The sequence below is a fragment of the Tsukamurella sp. II2bb genome, assembly GCF_057815145.1.
This window is the reverse complement of sequence record NZ_JBYPZI010000006.1, coordinates 323,821-341,554: the sequence shown is the minus strand read 5'-3', so window position 1 is coordinate 341,554 and position 17,734 is coordinate 323,821. Positions and strand designations below refer to the sequence as shown.

18 protein-coding genes are annotated in these 17,734 nt (G+C 73.1%); 3 read left to right on the top strand and 15 right to left on the bottom strand.

Going from position 1 to position 17,734, the window contains the following annotated elements:
* Nucleotides 1-2: 2 nt before the first annotated feature.
* From AC21LY_RS15940 to AC21LY_RS15870, 15 genes are all read right to left on the bottom strand, one after another.
* A complete protein-coding gene (locus AC21LY_RS15940) occupies nucleotides 3-1,811 on the bottom strand; it encodes an acetyl/propionyl/methylcrotonyl-CoA carboxylase subunit alpha (RefSeq protein ID WP_489047499.1) in 1,809 nt (602 codons plus the stop codon).
* 129 nt (nucleotides 1,812-1,940) lie between these two features.
* Nucleotides 1,941-3,428, bottom strand: a complete 1,488-nt coding sequence (locus tag AC21LY_RS15935) for a condensation domain-containing protein (protein WP_489047498.1) — start codon at nucleotides 3,426-3,428, stop codon at nucleotides 1,941-1,943.
* A 26-nt stretch (nucleotides 3,429-3,454) separates the two neighbouring features.
* A complete protein-coding gene (locus AC21LY_RS15930; RefSeq protein ID WP_489047497.1) occupies nucleotides 3,455-3,871 on the bottom strand; it encodes a SufE family protein in 417 nt (138 codons plus the stop codon).
* Nucleotides 3,868-4,770, bottom strand: a complete 903-nt coding sequence (locus AC21LY_RS15925; protein ID WP_489047496.1) for a sulfurtransferase — start codon at nucleotides 4,768-4,770, stop codon at nucleotides 3,868-3,870. Before AC21LY_RS15925 ends, AC21LY_RS15930 begins: the two co-directional genes overlap by 4 nt.
* Nucleotides 4,771-4,841: 71 nt before the next feature.
* Nucleotides 4,842-6,116, bottom strand: a complete 1,275-nt coding sequence (locus tag AC21LY_RS15920; protein ID WP_489047495.1) for a hypothetical protein — start codon at nucleotides 6,114-6,116, stop codon at nucleotides 4,842-4,844.
* Nucleotides 6,113-7,363: a phthiocerol/phthiodiolone dimycocerosyl transferase family protein gene (locus AC21LY_RS15915; RefSeq protein ID WP_489047494.1), complete on the bottom strand. Its 1,251-nt coding sequence runs from the start codon at nucleotides 7,361-7,363 to the stop codon at nucleotides 6,113-6,115. The genes AC21LY_RS15920 and AC21LY_RS15915 overlap by 4 nt, the downstream gene beginning before the upstream one ends.
* A gap of 1 nt (nucleotide 7,364) precedes the next feature.
* A complete protein-coding gene (locus AC21LY_RS15910) occupies nucleotides 7,365-8,789 on the bottom strand; it encodes a glycosyltransferase (RefSeq protein ID WP_489047493.1) in 1,425 nt (474 codons plus the stop codon).
* 1 nt (nucleotide 8,790) lies between these two features.
* A complete protein-coding gene (locus tag AC21LY_RS15905) occupies nucleotides 8,791-9,516 on the bottom strand; it encodes a VC0807 family protein (protein ID WP_489047492.1) in 726 nt (241 codons plus the stop codon).
* Nucleotides 9,513-10,796: a phthiocerol/phthiodiolone dimycocerosyl transferase family protein gene (locus AC21LY_RS15900; protein ID WP_489047490.1), complete on the bottom strand. Its 1,284-nt coding sequence runs from the start codon at nucleotides 10,794-10,796 to the stop codon at nucleotides 9,513-9,515. The genes AC21LY_RS15905 and AC21LY_RS15900 overlap by 4 nt, the downstream gene beginning before the upstream one ends.
* A 27-nt stretch (nucleotides 10,797-10,823) precedes the next feature.
* Complete coding sequence (locus AC21LY_RS15895; protein ID WP_489047489.1) at nucleotides 10,824-12,098, bottom strand: phthiocerol/phthiodiolone dimycocerosyl transferase family protein; 1,275 nt, start codon at nucleotides 12,096-12,098, stop codon at nucleotides 10,824-10,826.
* Between the two features lie 319 nt (nucleotides 12,099-12,417).
* On the bottom strand, nucleotides 12,418-12,657 hold the full coding sequence (locus AC21LY_RS15890) for a hypothetical protein (protein ID WP_489047488.1): 240 nt from the start codon (nucleotides 12,655-12,657) through the stop codon (nucleotides 12,418-12,420).
* Nucleotides 12,658-12,671: 14 nt separating this feature from the next.
* A complete protein-coding gene (locus tag AC21LY_RS15885) occupies nucleotides 12,672-12,956 on the bottom strand; it encodes a DUF6247 family protein (protein WP_489047487.1) in 285 nt (94 codons plus the stop codon).
* A 100-nt stretch (nucleotides 12,957-13,056) separates the two neighbouring features.
* Nucleotides 13,057-13,674 (bottom strand): Maf family protein, encoded by a 618-nt coding sequence (locus AC21LY_RS15880; RefSeq protein WP_489047544.1) that lies wholly within the window; start codon nucleotides 13,672-13,674, stop codon nucleotides 13,057-13,059.
* 17 nt (nucleotides 13,675-13,691) lie between these two features.
* On the bottom strand, nucleotides 13,692-13,973 hold the full coding sequence (locus AC21LY_RS15875; protein WP_489047486.1) for an acyl-CoA carboxylase epsilon subunit: 282 nt from the start codon (nucleotides 13,971-13,973) through the stop codon (nucleotides 13,692-13,694).
* Nucleotides 13,970-15,625, bottom strand: coding sequence for an acyl-CoA carboxylase subunit beta (locus AC21LY_RS15870; protein ID WP_489047485.1), 1,656 nt, complete (start codon nucleotides 15,623-15,625; stop codon nucleotides 13,970-13,972). The genes AC21LY_RS15875 and AC21LY_RS15870 overlap by 4 nt, the downstream gene beginning before the upstream one ends.
* A 61-nt stretch (nucleotides 15,626-15,686) precedes the next feature.
* Here AC21LY_RS15870 and AC21LY_RS15865 point away from each other — a divergent pair, with 61 nt between their 5' ends.
* The 3 genes from AC21LY_RS15865 to AC21LY_RS15855 are packed head-to-tail and all read left to right on the top strand — an operon-like array spanning nucleotide 15,687 to nucleotide 17,709.
* Nucleotides 15,687-16,493 carry a biotin--[acetyl-CoA-carboxylase] ligase gene (locus tag AC21LY_RS15865; RefSeq protein ID WP_489047484.1) on the top strand — a complete coding sequence of 269 codons (807 nt, stop codon included), beginning with the start codon at nucleotides 15,687-15,689 and terminating at the stop codon, nucleotides 16,491-16,493.
* A gap of 2 nt (nucleotides 16,494-16,495) precedes the next feature.
* Complete coding sequence (locus AC21LY_RS15860; RefSeq protein WP_489047483.1) at nucleotides 16,496-17,026, top strand: PH domain-containing protein; 531 nt, start codon at nucleotides 16,496-16,498, stop codon at nucleotides 17,024-17,026.
* Entirely contained in the window at nucleotides 17,023-17,709 is a 687-nt protein-coding gene (locus AC21LY_RS15855; protein ID WP_489047482.1) for a response regulator transcription factor, read from the top strand. The genes AC21LY_RS15860 and AC21LY_RS15855 overlap by 4 nt, the downstream gene beginning before the upstream one ends.
* The last annotated feature ends 25 nt before the right edge of the window (nucleotides 17,710-17,734 follow it).

Genomic DNA, 17,734 nt, shown 5'->3' with positions numbered 1-17,734 from the left:
GCTCAGGCCTCGTCGGACTTGATCTCCAGCAGGACGGTGCCCTGCGTGACGGCGGTGCCGGGCTCGACGGCCAGGCCGGTGACGACGCCGTCCTTGTGCGCGGCCACGGGGTTCTCCATCTTCATGGCCTCGAGGACCACGACGAGGTCGCCCGCGCTGACCTGCTGGCCGTCCTCGACGGCCACCTTGACGACGGTGCCCTGCATGGGCGCGGTCACGGAATCGCCGGTCGCGGCGACGCCGGCGCCGCGGTCGCGGGTGCGCGGCTTCGGCTTGCGACGGATCACGCCGGCGCCGCCGGCCGCGCCGCCACCGCCGAGCGAGAGCTCGCCGGGCAGGGAGACCTCGACGCGGCGGCCGTCGACGACCACGACCACGTTCTGGCGGGGGAGCGCGTCGTCCTCCTCGATGGCCTGGCCACCGGTGTACGGCTCGATCGGGTTCTCCCAATCGGTCTCGATCCACTTGGTGTAGACCTCGAAGCCGTTCTCATCCCCGACGAACGCGGGGTTCTCCACGATGTGCCGGTGGAACGGGATGACCGTGGCGAGGCCCTCGACCTGGAACTCGGCCAGCGCGCGGCGCGAGCGCTCCAGCGCCTGCTGACGGTTCTCGCCGGTCACGATGAGCTTGGCGAGCATCGAGTCGAACTGGCCGCCGATGACGTCGCCCTGGTCCACGCCGGAGTCGACGCGCACGCCGGGGCCGGCGGGCTCGCGGTAGACGCTGATCGGGCCGGGGGCGGGCAGGAAGCCGCGGCCGGCGTCCTCGCCGTTGATGCGGAACTCGAAGCTGTGGCCGCGGGGAGTGGGATCCTCCGTGATCTCCAGCTCCTTGCCCTCGGCGATGCGGAACTGCTGGCGCACGAGGTCGATGCCCGCGGTCTCCTCGGTGACCGGGTGCTCGACCTGCAGGCGGGTGTTGACCTCGAGGAAGCTGACCAGGCCGTCGGCGGCGACGAGGAACTCGACGGTGCCGGCGCCGTAGTAGCCCGCCTCGCGACAGATGCGCTTGGCCGACTCGTGGATGGCGGTGCGCTGCTCGTCGGTGAGGAAGGGGGCGGGCGCCTCCTCGACCAGCTTCTGGAAACGCCGCTGCAGCGAGCAGTCGCGGGTGCCGGCGACGACGACGTTGCCGTGCTGGTCGGCGATGACCTGCGCCTCGACGTGGCGGGCCTTGTCCAGGTAGCGCTCGACGAAGCACTCACCGCGGCCGAACGCGGCCGTGGCCTCGCGGGTGGCGGACTCGAACAGCTCGGGGATCTCCTCGATGGTGTACGCGACCTTCATACCGCGGCCGCCGCCGCCGAACGCGGCCTTGATGGCGACGGGTACGCCGTACTCCTTCGCGAAGGCGACGACCTCGTCGGCGTCCTTCACCGGGTCCTTGGTCCCGGGCGCCATCGGGGCGTTCGCGCGCTCGGCGATGTGCCGGGCGGTGACCTTGTCACCCAGGTCGCGGATGGAGGCCGGCGACGGGCCGATCCAGGTCAGGCCCGCGTCGATGACGGCCTGCGCGAAGTCGGCGTTCTCGGACAGGAAGCCGTAGCCGGGGTGGATCGCGTCGGCGCCGGACTTGCGTGCGGCGTCGAGGATCTTGTCGAAGACCAGGTAGGACTCGGCCGAGGTCTGCCCACCCAGGGCGAAGGCCTCGTCGGCGAGGCGCACGAACTTGGCCTCGGCGTCCGGCTCCGCGTACACGGCGACGCTGGTCAGGCCGGCGTCCCGGGCGGCGCGGATGACGCGGACGGCGATCTCACCGCGGTTGGCGATGAGTACCTTCTCGATCTTCTTGTCAGCGTGGGCTGCCACTCAAGTCTCCTCGTTCCGTATCGGCGCGCGCGGGCACCGCGCCGCCATCGTTGTCCCGTCGGGCTCAACCTCCTGACGAGTGTATGCCTAGTCACTGGTCGCCCTGCCGACAGTCCCTGCTCGGTCGGGTCAGTCGCGCGGAACCGTCGCATCGCCTATTTCGGTCACCATCGACCGGAGCGCGCCGAGATACAGGGTCACGCTCCGGCGCGCGGTCTCGAAGCCCGGGAACCGGGCCGCGACGTGCAGGCCGGACGGTGTGCGCAGCAGCCACAGGTAGACGTCGTCGATCGAGTAGTCGCGCGAGCGGAGCGCGCCCGCGCCCCCGAGGTCGTTGACGTCCGAACCGGGGGCGGAGCGGGTGTCCATGAAGGACACCACGAACTTCGGCGGCGGAGCCGCCCGTCGCGGCAGGGGCGGGGCGCCGTCCGCATCGGGCTCGGCGGCGAGGATCTCGCCGATCCGCAGGTACGGCAGGGTGCTGCCGACCTTCGAGGGCTTCCACGCCGCTTGGGCGCGCTGCGCCAGCTCACCGAAGGTGCGGCCGCCCGTGGTGTCGATCCGGAACGGGGCGATGCCGACGAACCAGCCCAGCGCCGCGATCCACTGTTCGGCGTCGCGGGTGTGCCGGGTGACCGCGCACCGGAAGACGGGCCCGAAGCCCAGGTCGGTGTTGATCTTCGCCATGCACGCCAGCACGCCCGTCACCAGGGAGGCGCCGGATTCGGAGCAGACGCGGGCGAAGTTGTTGGCCCGGTCGTCGTCGAGCAGGTGGAAGTTGAGCGCGCCCTGCGGGAGCCGGGGCACGCCGTCGGCGTCGGCGCTCAGCGCCGCCCGGGTCTCGTCGGCGAGCTGCTTGGCGCTGAGCGGGAGCAGCGGCATGGGGAAGGGATCGGGGCGAAAGTCCGTCTCACTCAGGTACTCGTCCCACATCCGGGCCGCGGGGTGATTCGCGTCCGCGCGGTCGGCGGACTGCCGGTCGGTGTCCGAGTAGTTCACGTAGCTGCCGGTGGGCAGGAGGCGGGCGGGTTCGCCGCCGGTGGCCTCCCGGTAGAGCTCGCGCAGCTCGTAGGGGCTCAGGATCAGGGAGTAGCCGTCGAGCAGGGAGTGGTCCGCGGCGAAGAACAGGGTGAAGGAGTCCTCCCGGGAGACCGTGGAGAACATGTAGGCGGGCCAGGTCAGGGGCGCGGTGGACCGGTCGAACTCGCCGAGCAGCTGCTCGGCGAGGGGGCCGGTGGAGCGGTAGGTGCCCACGGTCCTGATCCGCAGGTCGACGGTGTCGGTCTGCGCGCTGCGCCGGCGCGGCCGGTCCTCGTCATCGAGGAAGACGTGGGTGCGGAGCACCTCGTGCCGGTCGATCCAGGTGCGCAGCGCGGACCGCAGCCCGGGGATGGACAGCGGCTCGTCGAACTCGACGCCGAGGCCGAGCCAGGACTCGCGGCCGCCGTCGATGTGGCGGCGCCGCAGGATCGCCTGCGCGCCCCGCAGGTGCGCCTCGTGCACGTGCGACGTGGCGCGGGGGTCGTCGCGCCAACGGGCGGCGGGGCCGGTGGTGGGGATCCAGTTGCGCAGTTCACCCGGGCGCAGGGGGTACGCGTCCAGCTCGGTGAATTGCATGGCGGTGCTCGCTCGGCGGACCGGTGCTAGCCGGCGAGCCGGCGCTTGATGCGGGTGAGCATCGCCGACATGCCGCGCAGCCGCAGCGGGCTGACCACCGAGTCGAGCCCGAGGGCGTGGTGGAAGTCGTCGGGGACGGCGGCGATGGCCGCGGCGGACTGTCCGTCGAGGCCCTGCGCGAGGATCGATGCGAAGCCGCGGGTGGTGGGCGCCTCCGGCGGCGCGCTGAAGTACAGCCGGACGGCCTCCGGGTCCGAGGCGTCGACGTCGAGGAACAGCGGCGACTGGCACTCGGGGACGGGTTCCATCGCCGCCGCGGTCAGGTGCTCCGGGAGCTCGGGGAGTTCGCGGGAGAACTCCAGCAGGAGCTCGAGCCGGTCCGCTTCGCCGACCCCGGCGAAGTCGTCGACGATCTCCGCGAGCGGCGCGGGGAGGCCGCTCATGCCGAGACGGAGGCCGGCGCCGCGCCCGGCTCCGTACCGCGCACGATGGGCGCCCGGACGGTGTTGCCCCACTCGGTCCAGGAACCGTCGTAGTTCTTGACGTCCTCGAAGCCCAGGAGATGGGTCAGGACGAACCAGGTGTGGCTCGACCGTTCGCCGATCCGGCAGTACGCCGTGACCGGCGCCTTCGGATCGAGCCCGCCGTACACCTCGAGCAGGTCCGCGTGGGGGAGGAAGCGCCCGTCCTGGCGCGCGGCCTTCGCCCACGGGATCGACACCGCGGTGGGGATGTGGCCGCCGCGCAGGGCGCCCTCCTCCGGGTAGTCGGGCATGTGGGTGCGCTCGCCGGTGTACTCCTGCGGCGAGCGCACGTCGACGAGGGCGCGGCGGCCGAGATCCGCTCGGACCTCGGCGGCGAAGGCGCGGATCGCCTCGTCGTTCCGCTCGACCACCGGGTAGTCGCTGCGCGGGTACTCGGGCTGCTCGAGCGAGACGTCGCGCGCATCGCTGATCCACTTGTCCCGGCCACCGTCGAGCAGGCGCACGTCCGGGTGACCGAACAGCGTGAACACCCACAGGGCGTACGCGGCCCACCAGTTCGACTTGTCGCCGTAGATCACCACGGTGTCGTCGCGGCTGATGCCCTTGCTGCGCATGAGCTCCGCGAACTGCTCGCCGGTGATGTAGTCGCGGGTCACGGGGTCGTTGAGGTGCAGGTGCCAGTCGACCTTCTGCGCCGTCGGGATGTGCCCGATGTCGTAGAGGAGCACGTCCTCGTCGGACTCGATCACCTTGAGACCGGGGACACCGAGGTGCCCGCTCAGCCAATCGGCGGTGACGAGGCGCTCGGGGTGTGCGTAGTCCTGGAGTTCCGCGCTCGGATCGGTCTCGATAGCCACGACCGCCAGCCTAGCCCCCGGACCGTCCGGACGCGCCGCCGCGACCCGTCGAGGCGTCCGTCCCCGACCGCTCAGCGCGCCACGTAATCGTGGGCCGCCCGCTCGACGATGCCGGGCAGGCCGGCGCCGGCGGCGAGATTGGTGGCCGCGAACAGCGAGACCTCGTGCTGCGTCCCGGTCCAGCCCACGTAGAGGTACGGCGGCCGGTCCGCGACGATCCGGCCCGGCAGGGCCGACCACGCCAGCCGGAACCACGTGCGGTCGGCGGGGGTGCCGTCGGGCGCGCCGACGGGCGCGGGCAGCGCCCCGACGCCGGCGCAGGTGGTCACGGGGTGCCGAGGGTCGGGCGGTGCGTCGATCAGCGCGGCCAGCGTCCGGCGCGGGAGCAGCGTGATCAGCGGACCGAAGGCGTCGTAGCGGCCGGCGTCGGGGAGTGCGCCCAGCGCGCCCTTCACGTCGGCGCGCAACGCGACGGCCCCCTCGGGCCCGGCGGCGGGATTGACGAGGAGCTCCGCGTCGATGATCGCGTTGCCGCGCAGGTCGCCCTCCTCGCGCCGGTTCACGGACAGTCCCAACACGGCCTGCCCGTCGGGCCGCACCCAGCCGAGCTCCGCTGCGATGATCGCGGTGCTGCGGAACAGCAGCGTGGACTCGGTACCGCCGAGCGCCTCGGCGCGGGCGGCGAGCGCCGGTCGGTCGAGGTGCGAGACCGTCCACCGATCGGGCCCGACGGGGTGCTCGCGGGCCTCGCCGCTGTGCTCGAGGCGTCCCCGGGCCAGGCGGGCCGCCGCGGCCGCGGCGCGGGCGGCGGCGGGCAGTCCGCGCGCCGTGAGGGCGGCGTCGCGCAGGGCGGCGCGGACGGGCGATGCCGCCTCCCGCGGGTAGGGCAGGTCGCGCGAGACGCCCAGGACGGCTTCGGCGACGGCGGTCGCGGCCCCCACCCCGTCGGCGAGGACGTGCGAGACGACGAGCGTGACCGCGGAGCCACCGTCGGTCAGCGGCAGCACCGCGAGGTGCCAGCCCGGGCCGGACCAGGGGTCGATGGGCGCGGCGGCGCGCTCGTCGAGCCAGGCGTCGACGGCCTCGCGCGGGCGGGGCACGGCTTCGACCGCGATCCGCGGCGCGGCGGTGGACGCCACCCAGCGGTCGCGGCCGAAGGGGAGCGGCGAGTGTGCGACCCGGCGGCCGAGGAGCCCCGTCGTCAACGCCGAGCGGAACCGTTCGAGGCCCGCCAGGTCGACGCCCTCGTCGTAGGTCCACACCACCTGGATCAGGGCGTTGCGGCCCGTGGCCCGGGTGCCCGACGCCGCGCCCTGGTCGACGAAGGCGAGCAGCTCGTCCGTCATACGGCGACCCCCGCGCCGACCAGGCTCGCCTCGATCCGGTCCCGGATCCGGCGGACGGCCTCGGGCGACAGGGTGCCCGGGGCGTGCCGCAACTCGATCGAGAGGCGACCGTCGAAGGTGCACGCGTGGTGGTGCAGGCCGACCAGCGGGGCCAGGGCCTCGGGCGGGGCGCTGCGCACGACCGCGCGGATCCGCTCGATGTCGACCTCGGAGCTGGTGTAGAAGTCCTCCGCGGTCACCCCGTCCGGGGTCGACGGTGCCGGGATCGCCCCGATGTTGCTCAGCCGCACGGGAACCCCGCCCGTGATGGGGACGGTCTCGGCGCCCGTCAGCGCGGCCACGACGGTGCCGTCGGCGAGGTCCGAGCGCAGGCGCTCGAGCACGGCCCGGCCGATCTCCTCCGGCGTCGCATCGCCCCGTACGGCCAGCGGCACCGTCGACGAGCCGGCGAAGTTGGTGACGGCGGTGGCCGGGACCGGCGGTACCGCTCGCGCCCGCAGGTCGACGGGGCTGAAGACGGCCATCGGGACGGCCTCGTCGCCGGGCCGCGCGTGCTCTGCGCGTTCCGCCGCGACGATGATGCCCGCGAGAAGGCCGTGCAGGCTCAGGCCCGCCTCCTTGGCGCGGCGGCGGAGCGCGTCGGTCGCGTCGGCGTCGAGGCGGATCCGGTCGAAGGCGAAGTCGGCCGTGTCGACGTCCTCCGCGGTGGGCGTGCGCGCGGCGGACTCCACCCGGACCGCGGCGTGCTCGGGCGGCGTCCCCGCCCCGCCCAGTCGGTCCACGAAGTCGGTGGGCGCGGCGGGCGGGTCGGCGGGCGCGGTGGTCTCGGCGCCCGAGTAGAGCTCCCAGAGGCGGAGGTTGAGGAACAGGGCGTGCGCCCCGTCGGCGATCGCGTGGCTCACGCCGAGCGTGACCCGGTGCAGGTCGCCGTCCGAGACGAGCTGCACCGCCGCGACGGCGTTGTCCACGTCGATTCCGAGGCGGACGTCGCCGGGCTCGAACGGGCGCAGCTCGACGGCGATCCCGGCGGCGGCGGCCGTCGGCGGCGCATCGGGGGTGACGAGGTCGAAGCCGTAGGCGTGCTGCTCGATGCGGCCCGCGAGCACCGGGTACTCGCGACGGAGCGCGCCGAAGGCGCCGGCGAGACGGTCGGCGTCGACGGGGCCGCGGACCACGAAACCGCCGCTGGAGACCGTCCCGGTGAGGACGTAGGGAACCTCGAGCGGGGTGAGGGAACGTCGGGGCATCTCATACCTCCAGTCCGGCGAGCGAGACCACCGTGGCGGTGTCGAAGTCGACGGTGTCGGGCGCCACGAGCGGCGGCACGGTGCGTACCTCCACGCCGTCGTCCGCGGCCGGCGGCGCGACGGTGCGCACGTCCACGCCGTCGTCCTCGGCGATCGACTCGATGATCGTGGCGGCGCGCCGCGCCGGGATGTCGCCCAGGTCGATCAGGGAGGAGATGCGCTGGGCGCGGCGGCGGGTGGCCGGATCGAGGAGCAGGTCGAACGCCGCATGCAGGCGGTCGACGGTGACGCTGCGCATCGGCAGGCAGGCGCCGACGCCGAGGTCGGTGACCCGGGCGCCCCAGAAGGGCTGGTCGGCGAGGACCGGGCAGATCAGCGTGGGCAGCCCGGCACGCAGCGAGGCGGCCGTGGTGCCCGCGCCGCCGTGGTGCACCGCCGCGGCGCAGTGCGGCAGCACGTCGGCGTGCACGACCTCGTCGACGACGCGGATGTGCTCGCCCAGGTCGGCGCCGCGCAGGTCGCTCCACCCGGCGACGATGAGGCCCCGTCGGCCGCGCTCGGCGCACACCTGCGCGAAGGTCCGGGCGAGGGCGTCCGGGTCGGCGACCCGCATGCTCCCGAAGCCCCAGTAGATGGGCGCGTCCCCGGCTGCCAGCCAGGCCATGAGGTCGGCGTCGGTGCGTTCGCGCTCGCCCTCGCGCTGCCAGGCGTCGGCGGGCACCTCGAGGAAGCCGAGCATGGGGCGGGTCCGGCTGAACTCGGGCACCAGGTCCGGCGTGAGCGCGGGGTCGTAGAGCTGCAGGTCGACGATCTCGTTGGCATCGCGGTTCTTCGCCCGCCGCGAGCGGTAGGGCGCCTCGCCCACCGACATCCGGTGGAAGTTCACGGCCGCCCGCACGTGCGTCCAGGTGAACGAGTCGCCCAGCGCCCAGGTGGCGCGCTTGACCATGCGCGGCGAGCGGGAGAGCACACCGCTGGTGATCCCCGCGGGCGTGTACTGGGTCATCGGGTACGCGCTGTTGACGGTGCCGGGGAAGAACCGGTAGCTGATGATCGTCGCACCGGTGCGCCGGGTGATCGGCAGGGCGAAGTCGACGGCGTCGGAGTGGGTCAGCACCACGTCGGCGTCCCGGCAGACGGTCTCCGTCTCGCGGGAGATGGTGGCGATGTTGCGCAGCAGCCAGCGCCCGTACGCGCGCATCCGCTCGACGGGGCGATGGATCACGTCGCGGTAGTCGTCGTCGTAGTCCGGCACGAAGTCGTTGAGCCGGTGCGCGTCCAGGCCCGCCGACCGGATGAGCCGCACGAGCGGATCGCCCATGGCCGCGATGGTGACGTCGTGCCCGCGGGCGCGCAGCGCGAGCCCGATCGCGATCGTCGGCTGGACGTCGCCACGGCTGCCCATGGCGAGGATGCAGACCTTCATGTCAGTGGGTCCTTTCGACGGTCGGGTGGAAGTCGGGTCGCGTGGGCCGGGCCGGCACCGGGGCGGCCGGGTCGACGGTGCCGGACGGGTCGCCGAGGGCCGCCCGCACCGGCCGCAGGAGCAGCAGCGTCAGCGGGAGCACGGGCACGGCGACCAGCAGCGGGATCAGCTGGCAGGAGAGCACCGCGTAGTCGATCGGCAGGGTCAGCGCCGCGGTCATCGAGGCGGTGGTGCTGAGCACGACGGCGACCAGCCACAGCGGGTCGACCGCTCCGAGGGCGCGGCTGCAGCCGCGCTCGCCGCGGACCCGCAGGTTCCACCGGTGCGCGCGGGCCGTGTCGCCGCGCACCACCAGCCGCATCACGAGCGTCGCGACGGCCGGGCGCCGCAGCACCAGTCCGGCGGCGATCGCGACCGCCATGAGCGCGCCGATGGCCGTTTCCACCAGCAGGATCACGCGCGGGCTGCCGGAGATCGCGGCCGCGGTGATCGACGCGCCGAGCAGCGTGAGCGTGAACAGTTCGAGCGGATCGACGGAGCGCCGCACCGCCGAGCGGACGAGGATCCGCGCCGCCACCAAGGAGGTACCTGTCACCAGCGCGATGAGCTGGCCGGTGCCCACCAGGTAGCGCAGCGAGAAGTACACGCCCAGCTGGATGGCGATGTCGATGAGCAGCGCCACCGGCGGCGCGGGCGGCGACTGCGTGTCGGCGAGCGGGGCCGTCATGCGGCGGTGCCGATCGTGATCAGCCCGTGCACCCCGGCGACGATGCGGTCGAGGAGCCGCCGGCGGACCGCGTCGTCGACGGTTCCCGGCAGCGCCCGCAGTTCCACCGAGAGGCGGTCGCCGAAGGCCGAGACGAGGTAGCTCGTGCCGAGCGGCGACTGAGGGACGCTCCCGCCCGCGGCCGCGGCGTACTCGCGGATCCCGGCGGCGCTCCGCACGATCTGCGCGTGGAAGTCGAGGACCTCCAGCCCCGCGGGCGTGACCGGTGCCGGCACCTCGCCGAGGTTGCTGATCAGCACGGGCGGGCCGTGGCGCCGGGTCCGCGGGTCCGGCATCGGGCTGACGGAGGTCCGCAGGACGGTCCCGTCGCGCACGTCGGACCGGATGCGGTCGGCGACGGTGCGCGCGATCTCCTCGACCGGGCCGTCGCCGACGGCCACGTAGGAGAAGCCGCACAGCGCGGTCACCGAGCGCAGCGGGATGGGCGGGTCCACCCGGCCGCGGAAGTCGACCGGGGTGAGCAGCGCGACCCGCGCCCCCGCGGCGCATTCGGCGAGCTCCGCCCGGGCGATCAGCGCGCTGACCAGGGCGTGGGACGAGACGCCGTGGGCGCGGGCGGAGGCGGCGAGCGCCGCGGTCTCGTGCGCGCCGAACCGCACGCGCAGGACGTCGTCGACGTCGGGGCCGGGCTCGTCGGGGAACCGGTCCGGGATCGCGCCGTGCCAGACCGTGCCGGCCAGCCGCTCCTCGTAGTCGAGCTCCTCCGCCGTGTGGCCCCGGGCCGCCATCACCAGGTGCGGTTCGGCGGGGAAGTCGCGGGCGCGCCGGACGATCGGCGTCGCGCCGCTCGCCAGGGCGGTGTACAGCTCGAACAGCCGGCCCGCGATCGCGAGGATGCCGGAGCCGTCGGTGGCGGCGTGGCTGACCCACAGGGTGAGGCGGTAGCGCTCGCCGGTCCCGGTGAGCACGAGGGCCGCGAGCTGCTCCGAGCCGACGAACCACGGCGGCGTCTGCTCGTACCCCGACCAGGGGGTCGGGTTCTCCCGGAACCCGATCGCCGCGGCCACGGCGGGGTCGCCGGGCGCAAAGTGCGGCCGGCCCTTGACCTGCACGATGCGCGCCTCGAGCACGGGGTACTCCTCGAGCAGGGCGCTGAAGGCGGAGCGCAGGGCCGTGCGGTCGACGGTCCCGCGCAGCTCGTAGGACGTGCCGATCACCTCGCGTGAGGTGGGACGCACGAAGGAGGCCTCGGAGAAGGTGAGGGGGCGGTGGTTCTGCATGAGCTCTCCTGGGGTGACGGTCGGCGGTCAGGCCGCGGCGCGGCGGGCGGCGGCGTGGACGAGGGTGTCGATCCGGTCGGTCACCGCGGTGCGGGCGGCCACGGTGGCGGTGCCGCCGAGGGTGATCGCGTCGATTCCGAGGCGCCCGCGGAAGGTCCAGACCTGGTGGATCGTGGCCGACGGTGCCGCCCGGCGCGGCCCGGCCGGCACGTGCAGCGCCGCCGAGTCCATGGACACGATCGGGCGCAGATCCTCCGCGACCAGGTCGTCGGGCAGCGTGACGTCGATCGGTCCGAGGTGGCTGAGGACCACCGGGGGCTCGGGCATCTCGGTCGACGCGGCGGCGAGCGCGAGGGCGGCGAGTGCGCGGCCGCTCCGGATGTCGCGGCGGACCGTCCGGGAGAGCTCCTCGCCCACCGCGGCGGGCTCGGTGGCGGCGCTGAGGTCGGGGGCGGAGTACGAGGCACCCACGAAGTTGGTGACCTCTGTGGCGTCGAGTTGCGGCCGCACCCGGCGGCGCAGGTCGACGAGGGTCATGGCGCCGATCCGGACGGGAGCGGCGGGATCCTCGTCGAGGAATCCGCTCCGCTCGCCGGCGAGCAGGATCCCGGAGAGCAGGGCGCTCACCCCGATCCCTTCGCTCGCGGCGAGGAGCTGCGCCGTGGTCTCGGCGGAGAAGCGCAGGGAGGTGGTCTCGGGGAGCACCGCCCCGTCGGCCGGGTCGTCCGCCGTGGCGTCCGTCGTGGCGGAGGAGAGGACCGGCGCGCTGCCGTACCACCGCGCACCGTCGAGCCGGGCGCGGCCGGTGCTGACCTTCGGAACGTCGAGGGTGGCGAGGACCCGCTGGGCGGAGCCGGGGAACGGGTGCGGCGCGCGGACGTCCGTCGCGCCGGTGCGGATCAGGGCCGTGTAGTGCGACCAGAGCCGGTCGAGCAGTGCGAGCAGGTGCGTCCCGTCGGCGAGCGCGTGGTTGACGGCGAGGGCGACGCGGTGCCGGTCGCCGATGGAGGTCGTGTGCAGGCGGGCGAGGGCCCGCGCGGGGTCGACGAGCGGAGCCTGCGCGCCGGAGGTGATCGGGGCGCCGCCGCAGGAGGCGGCCGGGGAGGCGAAGGCGTAGCCGTCGCCGGCGGGCGCGACCGTCGCGTCGAGCGCGGGATGCTCGATGCGCAGGGCGGTGAAGGCGTCGGCGAGGGCGTCGTGATCGAGCGGGCCGCGCACGGTCAGCTCGAAGGCGCACGTGGTGGGGTGCGGACCCACGAACCCGATCTCGGACGAGGCGAGGGGACGAAGCGTCGTGGTCATGGCAATGAAGCTAAGACGGCGTTCATTCCTTTTGCGAGGCAAACGAGTGGTGTCGCTCGTCACGCGCGCGGACCCTTGACCAGGGGTGTTAACGAACCGGTCGCGGGTCCGTTTCGGTGTTCGCCCAGCTCGGACGGTGTACGGGAGGGATGTCTGCGACGACGTGCCGGAGCTGCGGAAACGTACCGCTCTCCCGGCGTTAACGCGATGATTACATGATCTGCAACAGAAATCCTGTGAGGTCCACCACGTCCGCGATGGTGAAGGTCAGGCCCGGCCGGGCCGCAGCTGACGGAACATCTGGAACTGCGACCGGGCGCTATCCGATCCACACGATGCTGAAAATGATCAGTAGCTCGGCCTCGTCATCGATCAGGAAAGACAGCATGCCGTGGACTCCGAATTGCGCGTCTCGGTACTCGGGCTGCCCCGTGGGACGAGTCGGCCAGGAGTCCCACGGAGCGTTGACGAGTTCCGCCACACGTGCGACGAAGGCATCGTGCGCGAGGTCGTTAGTGCTCACGAGGGCGTGATACTGCGTGAGCGCAGGATCGATCATCCTGGGCTGATAGCTCAACGCCGGGCTTCCCACCCCGGAATGGGGTGCAGATTCTTCGCATCCGTCGCCCGCGCAGCTGCTGCGGCGGCCTCGAAACCGGGTGCCGAGTACGCGACAGCGCGAAGCCGCCATCGGTGGAGCACGGCGCGTAGCTCCGCCCATTGTCCGAGGTCACCGCGGGCGGAGTCGAGCGCTGCACGGTACTCGGCCAGGAACTGGCGATGCCATGGGCTTGGCAGCACCGCCAGGATCTGCGATGGATCATCGGGTTCCGGCTCAACCCAGGGTTCCGCGGTCATCAGCGCTCCTCCTGTTGCGGGCAGCAGGCACTGTCAACGAGTGTACCGGGAGCGTAATGCGGAAACCCTGACGTTTCTTCGCGCCCTCCGCCGGCTCGTCTCACCAGAGGTCGGTGACGCTGACGCCGAGCTCGGCGAGCAGCGCGCGGGTCAGCGGGAGCGAGATGCCGATCACCGAGCTCGGATCGCCGTCCACGCCCTCGAGGAACCAGCCGCCGAGACCGTCGAGGGTGAAGCCGCCGGCCACCTGCAGGGGTTCGCCCGTCGCGACGTAGGCGTCGATCTCGGCGTCCGACGGCGCGCCGAAGCGCAGCGTCGTGGAGCGGGTCCCGGATGCCTCGCCGGCGACGGCACCGTCGGCCAGGAGGACAGCGCAGTGCCCCGTGAGGAGGCGCCCGGTGCGGCCGCGCATCGCGCGCCAGCGGGCGGCCGCGATCTCGGGGGTGTGCGGCTTGCCGACGAGGTCCCCGTCGATCGAGAGCATCGAATCGCATCCGATGACGACGGCGCGTCCGGGCACCGGGCCGTCGGTGAGGATCCGTCCGACCACGTCGTGCGCCTTGGCGCGGGCCAGCGCGGCGACGGCGTCCTCGTGCGCGACGTCCGGCCCGAGATCGGCGAGGATCGCGTCCTCGTCGACCTGGGAGACCGAGACGAGCGGGGAGGTGCCGGCGGCGCGCAGCACGCTCAGCCGCGCCGGCGAGGCCGACGCGAGCACGAGGCGGACGGACGAGGTCAAGAGCCCTTCGTCCAGAACAGCGGCGTCTGGCTGGTGAAGGCGTTGGGACCGTTGAAGTACTGCGGCCGCATCCGGTCGCGGTTGTCGCCCCAGAGCGACTTCGGGCCGGCCGGGCCGGCCTGCGGCGAGGAACTCGTGGCCGCGGCGAGAACCGCGACCACGGCTGCGACGTCCGCGTCCGAGGGATTGCCCTTCTCGAACCGGATCGCCGCACGCAGCTTCTCGACGTCCGCGGCGTTCGGGGTGACGGGCTCCACGGCCTTCTCGTCCGCGCTCACAGCGGGATGTTCCCGTGCTTCTTGGGCAGGGTGGCGACCACCTTGCGCTCGAGCATGTTCAGCGCCGTGACGATCTGGCCGCGGGTGTGCGACGGCGGGATCACCGCGTCGACGTAGCCGCGCTCGGCCGCCACGTACGGGTTGACCAGCGTGTCCTCGTACTCCTGCTGCAGCTTCAGGCGCAGGGCGTCGACGTCCTCGCCCTTCTCGGCGGCCTCCGCGAGCTCCTTGCGGTAGACGAAGCCGACCGCGCCGCTCGCGCCCATCACCGCGAACTGGGCGGTGGGCCACGCGAGGTTGATATCGGCGCCCATGTCCTTGCTGCCCATCACGCAGTACGCGCCGCCGTAGGCCTTGCGGGTGACGACGGTGATCTTCGGGACCGTGGCCTCGCCGTAGGCGTAGAGCAGCTTCGCGCCGCGGCGGATGATGCCGTCGTACTCCTGGCCCGTGCCGGGCAGGAAGCCGGGCACGTCGACCAGGGTGACGATCGGGATGTTGAAGGCGTCGCAGAAGCGCACGAAGCGGGCGGCCTTCTCCGAGGCGTCGATGTCGAGGCAGCCGGCCAGCTGGGTGGGCTGGTTGGCGACGATGCCGACGCTGCGGCCGTCGATGCGGCCGAAGCCGACGATGATGTTCATCGCGCGCTGCGGCTGGATCTCGAGGAACTCGTCGTCGTCGAGCAGCCGGCGGATGACCTCGTGCATGTCGTAGGGCTGGTTCGGCGAGTCCGGGATCAGCGTGTCCAGCTCGCGGTCCTCGTCGTTGATCGAGTCCTCGATGGAGCCCGTGAGCGGGTCCGTCGGGACGAAGCGCGGGGCCTCGGCGCGGTTGTTCGAGGGCAGGTAGGTGAGCAGCTCGCGGACGTAGTCCAGCGCGTCCTGCTCGCCGGAGGCGACGTAGTGCGCCGTGCCCGACTTGGTCATGTGGGTCTGGGCGCCGCCCAGTTCCTCCTTGGTGACCTCCTCGCCGGTCACGGACTTGATGACGTCCGGGCCGGTGATGAACATCTGGCTCTCGTGGTCCACCATCACCACGAAGTCGGTCAGGGCGGGGGAGTAGACGTGCCCGCCCGCAGCGGCGCCCATCACCACGGAGATCTGCGGGATGACGCCCGAGGCCTGCGTGTTGCGGAAGAAGATCTGCGAGTACAGGGCGAGCGAGACCACGCCCTCCTGGATGCGGGCACCCGCACCGTCGATGATGCCGACCAGCGGGCGGCCGGTCTTGGTGGCCAGGTCCATGACCTTGACGATCTTCTCGCCGTAGACCTCGCCGAGTGAGCCGCCGAAGACGGTGGAGTCCTGGCTGAAGACGCACACCTCGCGGCCGTCGATGGTGCCGTAGCCCGCCACCACGCCGTCGCCCACGGGACGGCGCGCCGCCATGCCGAAGTTGGTGGAGCGGTGCTGCGCCAGCTTGTCCAGCTCCACGAAGGAGCCCTCGTCGAGCAGCGCCAGCACGCGCTCGCGCGCCGTCAGGCGGCCCTTCTCGTGCACCTTGTCGATCGCCGCCTGCCCCATCGGGGCCATCGCCTCGGCGTCCTTCGCGCGGAAGGCCGCCAGCTTGCCGGCGGTGGTGTGAATGCTGGGCGCGGCGTCAGCGGGGTTGCCGGCGCCGGAGGCGCCGTCGGTGGTGGAGGCACTCGTCATAGGACCGACTCTAACCAATAGAGTCGGTTCCGAACCGCACTGCCCATAGAAGGAGGACGTCGTGGTGCTCCCCGATCAGGCGGCGATCGCCGCAGCCGTGCGCGGCACGCGCTGGCATCAGGTGTCGGTGGTGCCCACCACCGGCTCGACGAACGCCGACCTCGCCGACGGCGTCCGCCGGGGCGACGAGCCCGGTCGCGTCCTCATCGCCGACGTCCAGACCGCCGGCCGCGGCCGGCACCTGCGTCCGTGGTCCGCGCCGGCCGGGACCCAGCTGTCCATCTCGGTGACGGTGGCCGTGCCCGCCGCCGCGGCGCCGCGCGCGGGTTGGCTCTCGCTGGTGACGGGCGTGGCCGCGGTGGCCGCCGTGCGGGAGGTGACGGGCCTGTCCGCCGGGCTCAAGTGGCCCAACGACGTCCTGCTCGAGGCCGAGCCCGGGGGGCGCGGCGGTAAGACGGCCGGCATCCTCTCCGAGCTCGCCACGAGCCCCGACGGTGCGCTCGTCGCGGTGATCGGTACGGGCCTGAACACCACGCTCGCCGCGGCCGACGTGCCCGTCGAGACCGCGACCTCGCTCCAGCTGGCCGGCGCTCGCGAGCCCGACCGCACCGCGCTGGCCGTCGCCTACCTGCGGCATCTCGACGCGGGCCTCGCGGCCTGGGCCGACGACCCCGTCGCGGCGCGCGCCGAGTACCTGGCCGCCTGCGTCACCGTCGGGCAGCGGGTCCGGGTGGAGCTCCCGGCCGACGAGATCCTGCTCGGGACGGCCGTCGACGTCGACGTCGAGGGGCGGATCGTCGTCGAGGACGAGGCGGGTGCCCGGCACGTCCTCTCCGCCGGCGACGTGACGCATCTGCGTCCGGCCTGATCGTGGGCTTTCCCGCGAAGGCGCTCATCGACGACGAGCGCGTCCTGCTGCACACCAGGCCGCACGCCACCCGGATGATCGTGCCGGTGCTGGTGCTGTTCGCCGCGTGCGCGGCCGGGGGCGTCGCGCTGGGGCTGCTCAGCCGCGCGAAGCTCGACGGTGCGCTGCCGGACTGGCTGCTGCTCGCGATCGTCGTGGTGTGGGGCGGCGTCATCGGCTGGTGGACGCTGCGGCCCTGGGCGGTCTGGCGCGCGACCCACCTCGTGGTCACCGACCTGCGGATCATGTTCCGCTCCGGCATCGTGCGCCGCCGCGGCATCGACATCCCACTGCGCCGGATCAACTCCGTGCAGTACCACCAGCGGCTCGTCGACCGGATGCTGCGCAGCGGCGTGCTGACCGTCGAGTCCGCCGGCGAGGATCCGCTCGACTTCCCGGACGTGCCGCGCATCGCCGCGACGCACGCGCTCCTGGTCGACGCGCTCGACGACGCGGACGCCGCGGGGCCGGCGGAGTATCCTCGGCGGTCATGACACCCAAGGTGCTCCTGGCCGAGGACGACGAGGCGATCGCATCGCCGCTGGCGCGCGCGCTGACGCGCGAGGGCTACGACGTGGACGTGGCGGGCACCGGGACCGATGCCCTGCAACGTGCGCTCGACGAGGAGTACGCCCTGCTCATCCTCGACCTGGGGCTCCCCGAGCTGGACGGGCTCGAGGTGTGCCGTGAGGTCCGCGCCGCGCGGCCGGACATGGGCGTGCTCATGCTCACCGCCCGGACCGACGAGATGGACTTCGTGGTGGGCCTCGACGCGGGCGCCGACGACTACGTCGGCAAGCCCTTCCGCATGTTCGAGCTCATGGCCCGGACCCGTGCCCTCCTGCGGCGCAGCGCCCCCGCGCACGACGCGCCCGAGGTCGTCGAGGCCGGCGGGATCCGCCTCGACGCGACCGCGCGCCGGGTCACCGTCGACCGTGCCGACATCGCGCTCGCCAACAAGGAGTTCGAGCTGCTGCGGTTCCTGATGGAGCACGCGGGGCGGTTGCTCACCCGCGAGGAGATCCTGGCCGAGGTCTGGGGCGACTCCGACCTGCGCGGCTCGAAGACCCTGGACATGCACATCTCCTGGCTGCGTCGGAAGATCGGCGACGACACCGGCCCGCAGCGCCGGATCGTCACCGTGCGCGGCGTGGGTTTCCGGTTCGACGCGGAGTGACGCGCGGCTCCGGTCGCGCGATGGG

Bases quoted from the DNA above. Each gene is read 5' to 3' on its own strand.
- AC21LY_RS15935 (WP_489047498.1), bottom strand. From the start codon at position 3,428: ATGCAATTCACCGAGCTGGACGCGTACCCCCTGCGCCCGGGTGAACTG.
- AC21LY_RS15930 (WP_489047497.1), bottom strand. From the start codon at position 3,871: ATGAGCGGCCTCCCCGCGCCGCTCGCGGAGATCGTCGACGACTTCGCC.
- AC21LY_RS15920 (WP_489047495.1), bottom strand. From the start codon at position 6,116: ATGACGGACGAGCTGCTCGCCTTCGTCGACCAGGGCGCGGCGTCGGGC.
- AC21LY_RS15915 (WP_489047494.1), bottom strand. From the start codon at position 7,363: ATGCCCCGACGTTCCCTCACCCCGCTCGAGGTTCCCTACGTCCTCACC.
- AC21LY_RS15910 (WP_489047493.1), bottom strand. From the start codon at position 8,789: ATGAAGGTCTGCATCCTCGCCATGGGCAGCCGTGGCGACGTCCAGCCG.
- AC21LY_RS15905 (WP_489047492.1), bottom strand. From the start codon at position 9,516: ATGACGGCCCCGCTCGCCGACACGCAGTCGCCGCCCGCGCCGCCGGTG.
- AC21LY_RS15900 (WP_489047490.1), bottom strand. From the start codon at position 10,796: ATGCAGAACCACCGCCCCCTCACCTTCTCCGAGGCCTCCTTCGTGCGT.
- AC21LY_RS15895 (WP_489047489.1), bottom strand. From the start codon at position 12,098: ATGACCACGACGCTTCGTCCCCTCGCCTCGTCCGAGATCGGGTTCGTG.
- AC21LY_RS15890 (WP_489047488.1), bottom strand. From the start codon at position 12,657: ATGATCGATCCTGCGCTCACGCAGTATCACGCCCTCGTGAGCACTAAC.
- AC21LY_RS15885 (WP_489047487.1), bottom strand. From the start codon at position 12,956: ATGACCGCGGAACCCTGGGTTGAGCCGGAACCCGATGATCCATCGCAG.
- AC21LY_RS15870 (WP_489047485.1), bottom strand. From the start codon at position 15,625: ATGACGAGTGCCTCCACCACCGACGGCGCCTCCGGCGCCGGCAACCCC.
- AC21LY_RS15855 (WP_489047482.1), top strand. From the start codon at position 17,023: ATGACACCCAAGGTGCTCCTGGCCGAGGACGACGAGGCGATCGCATCG.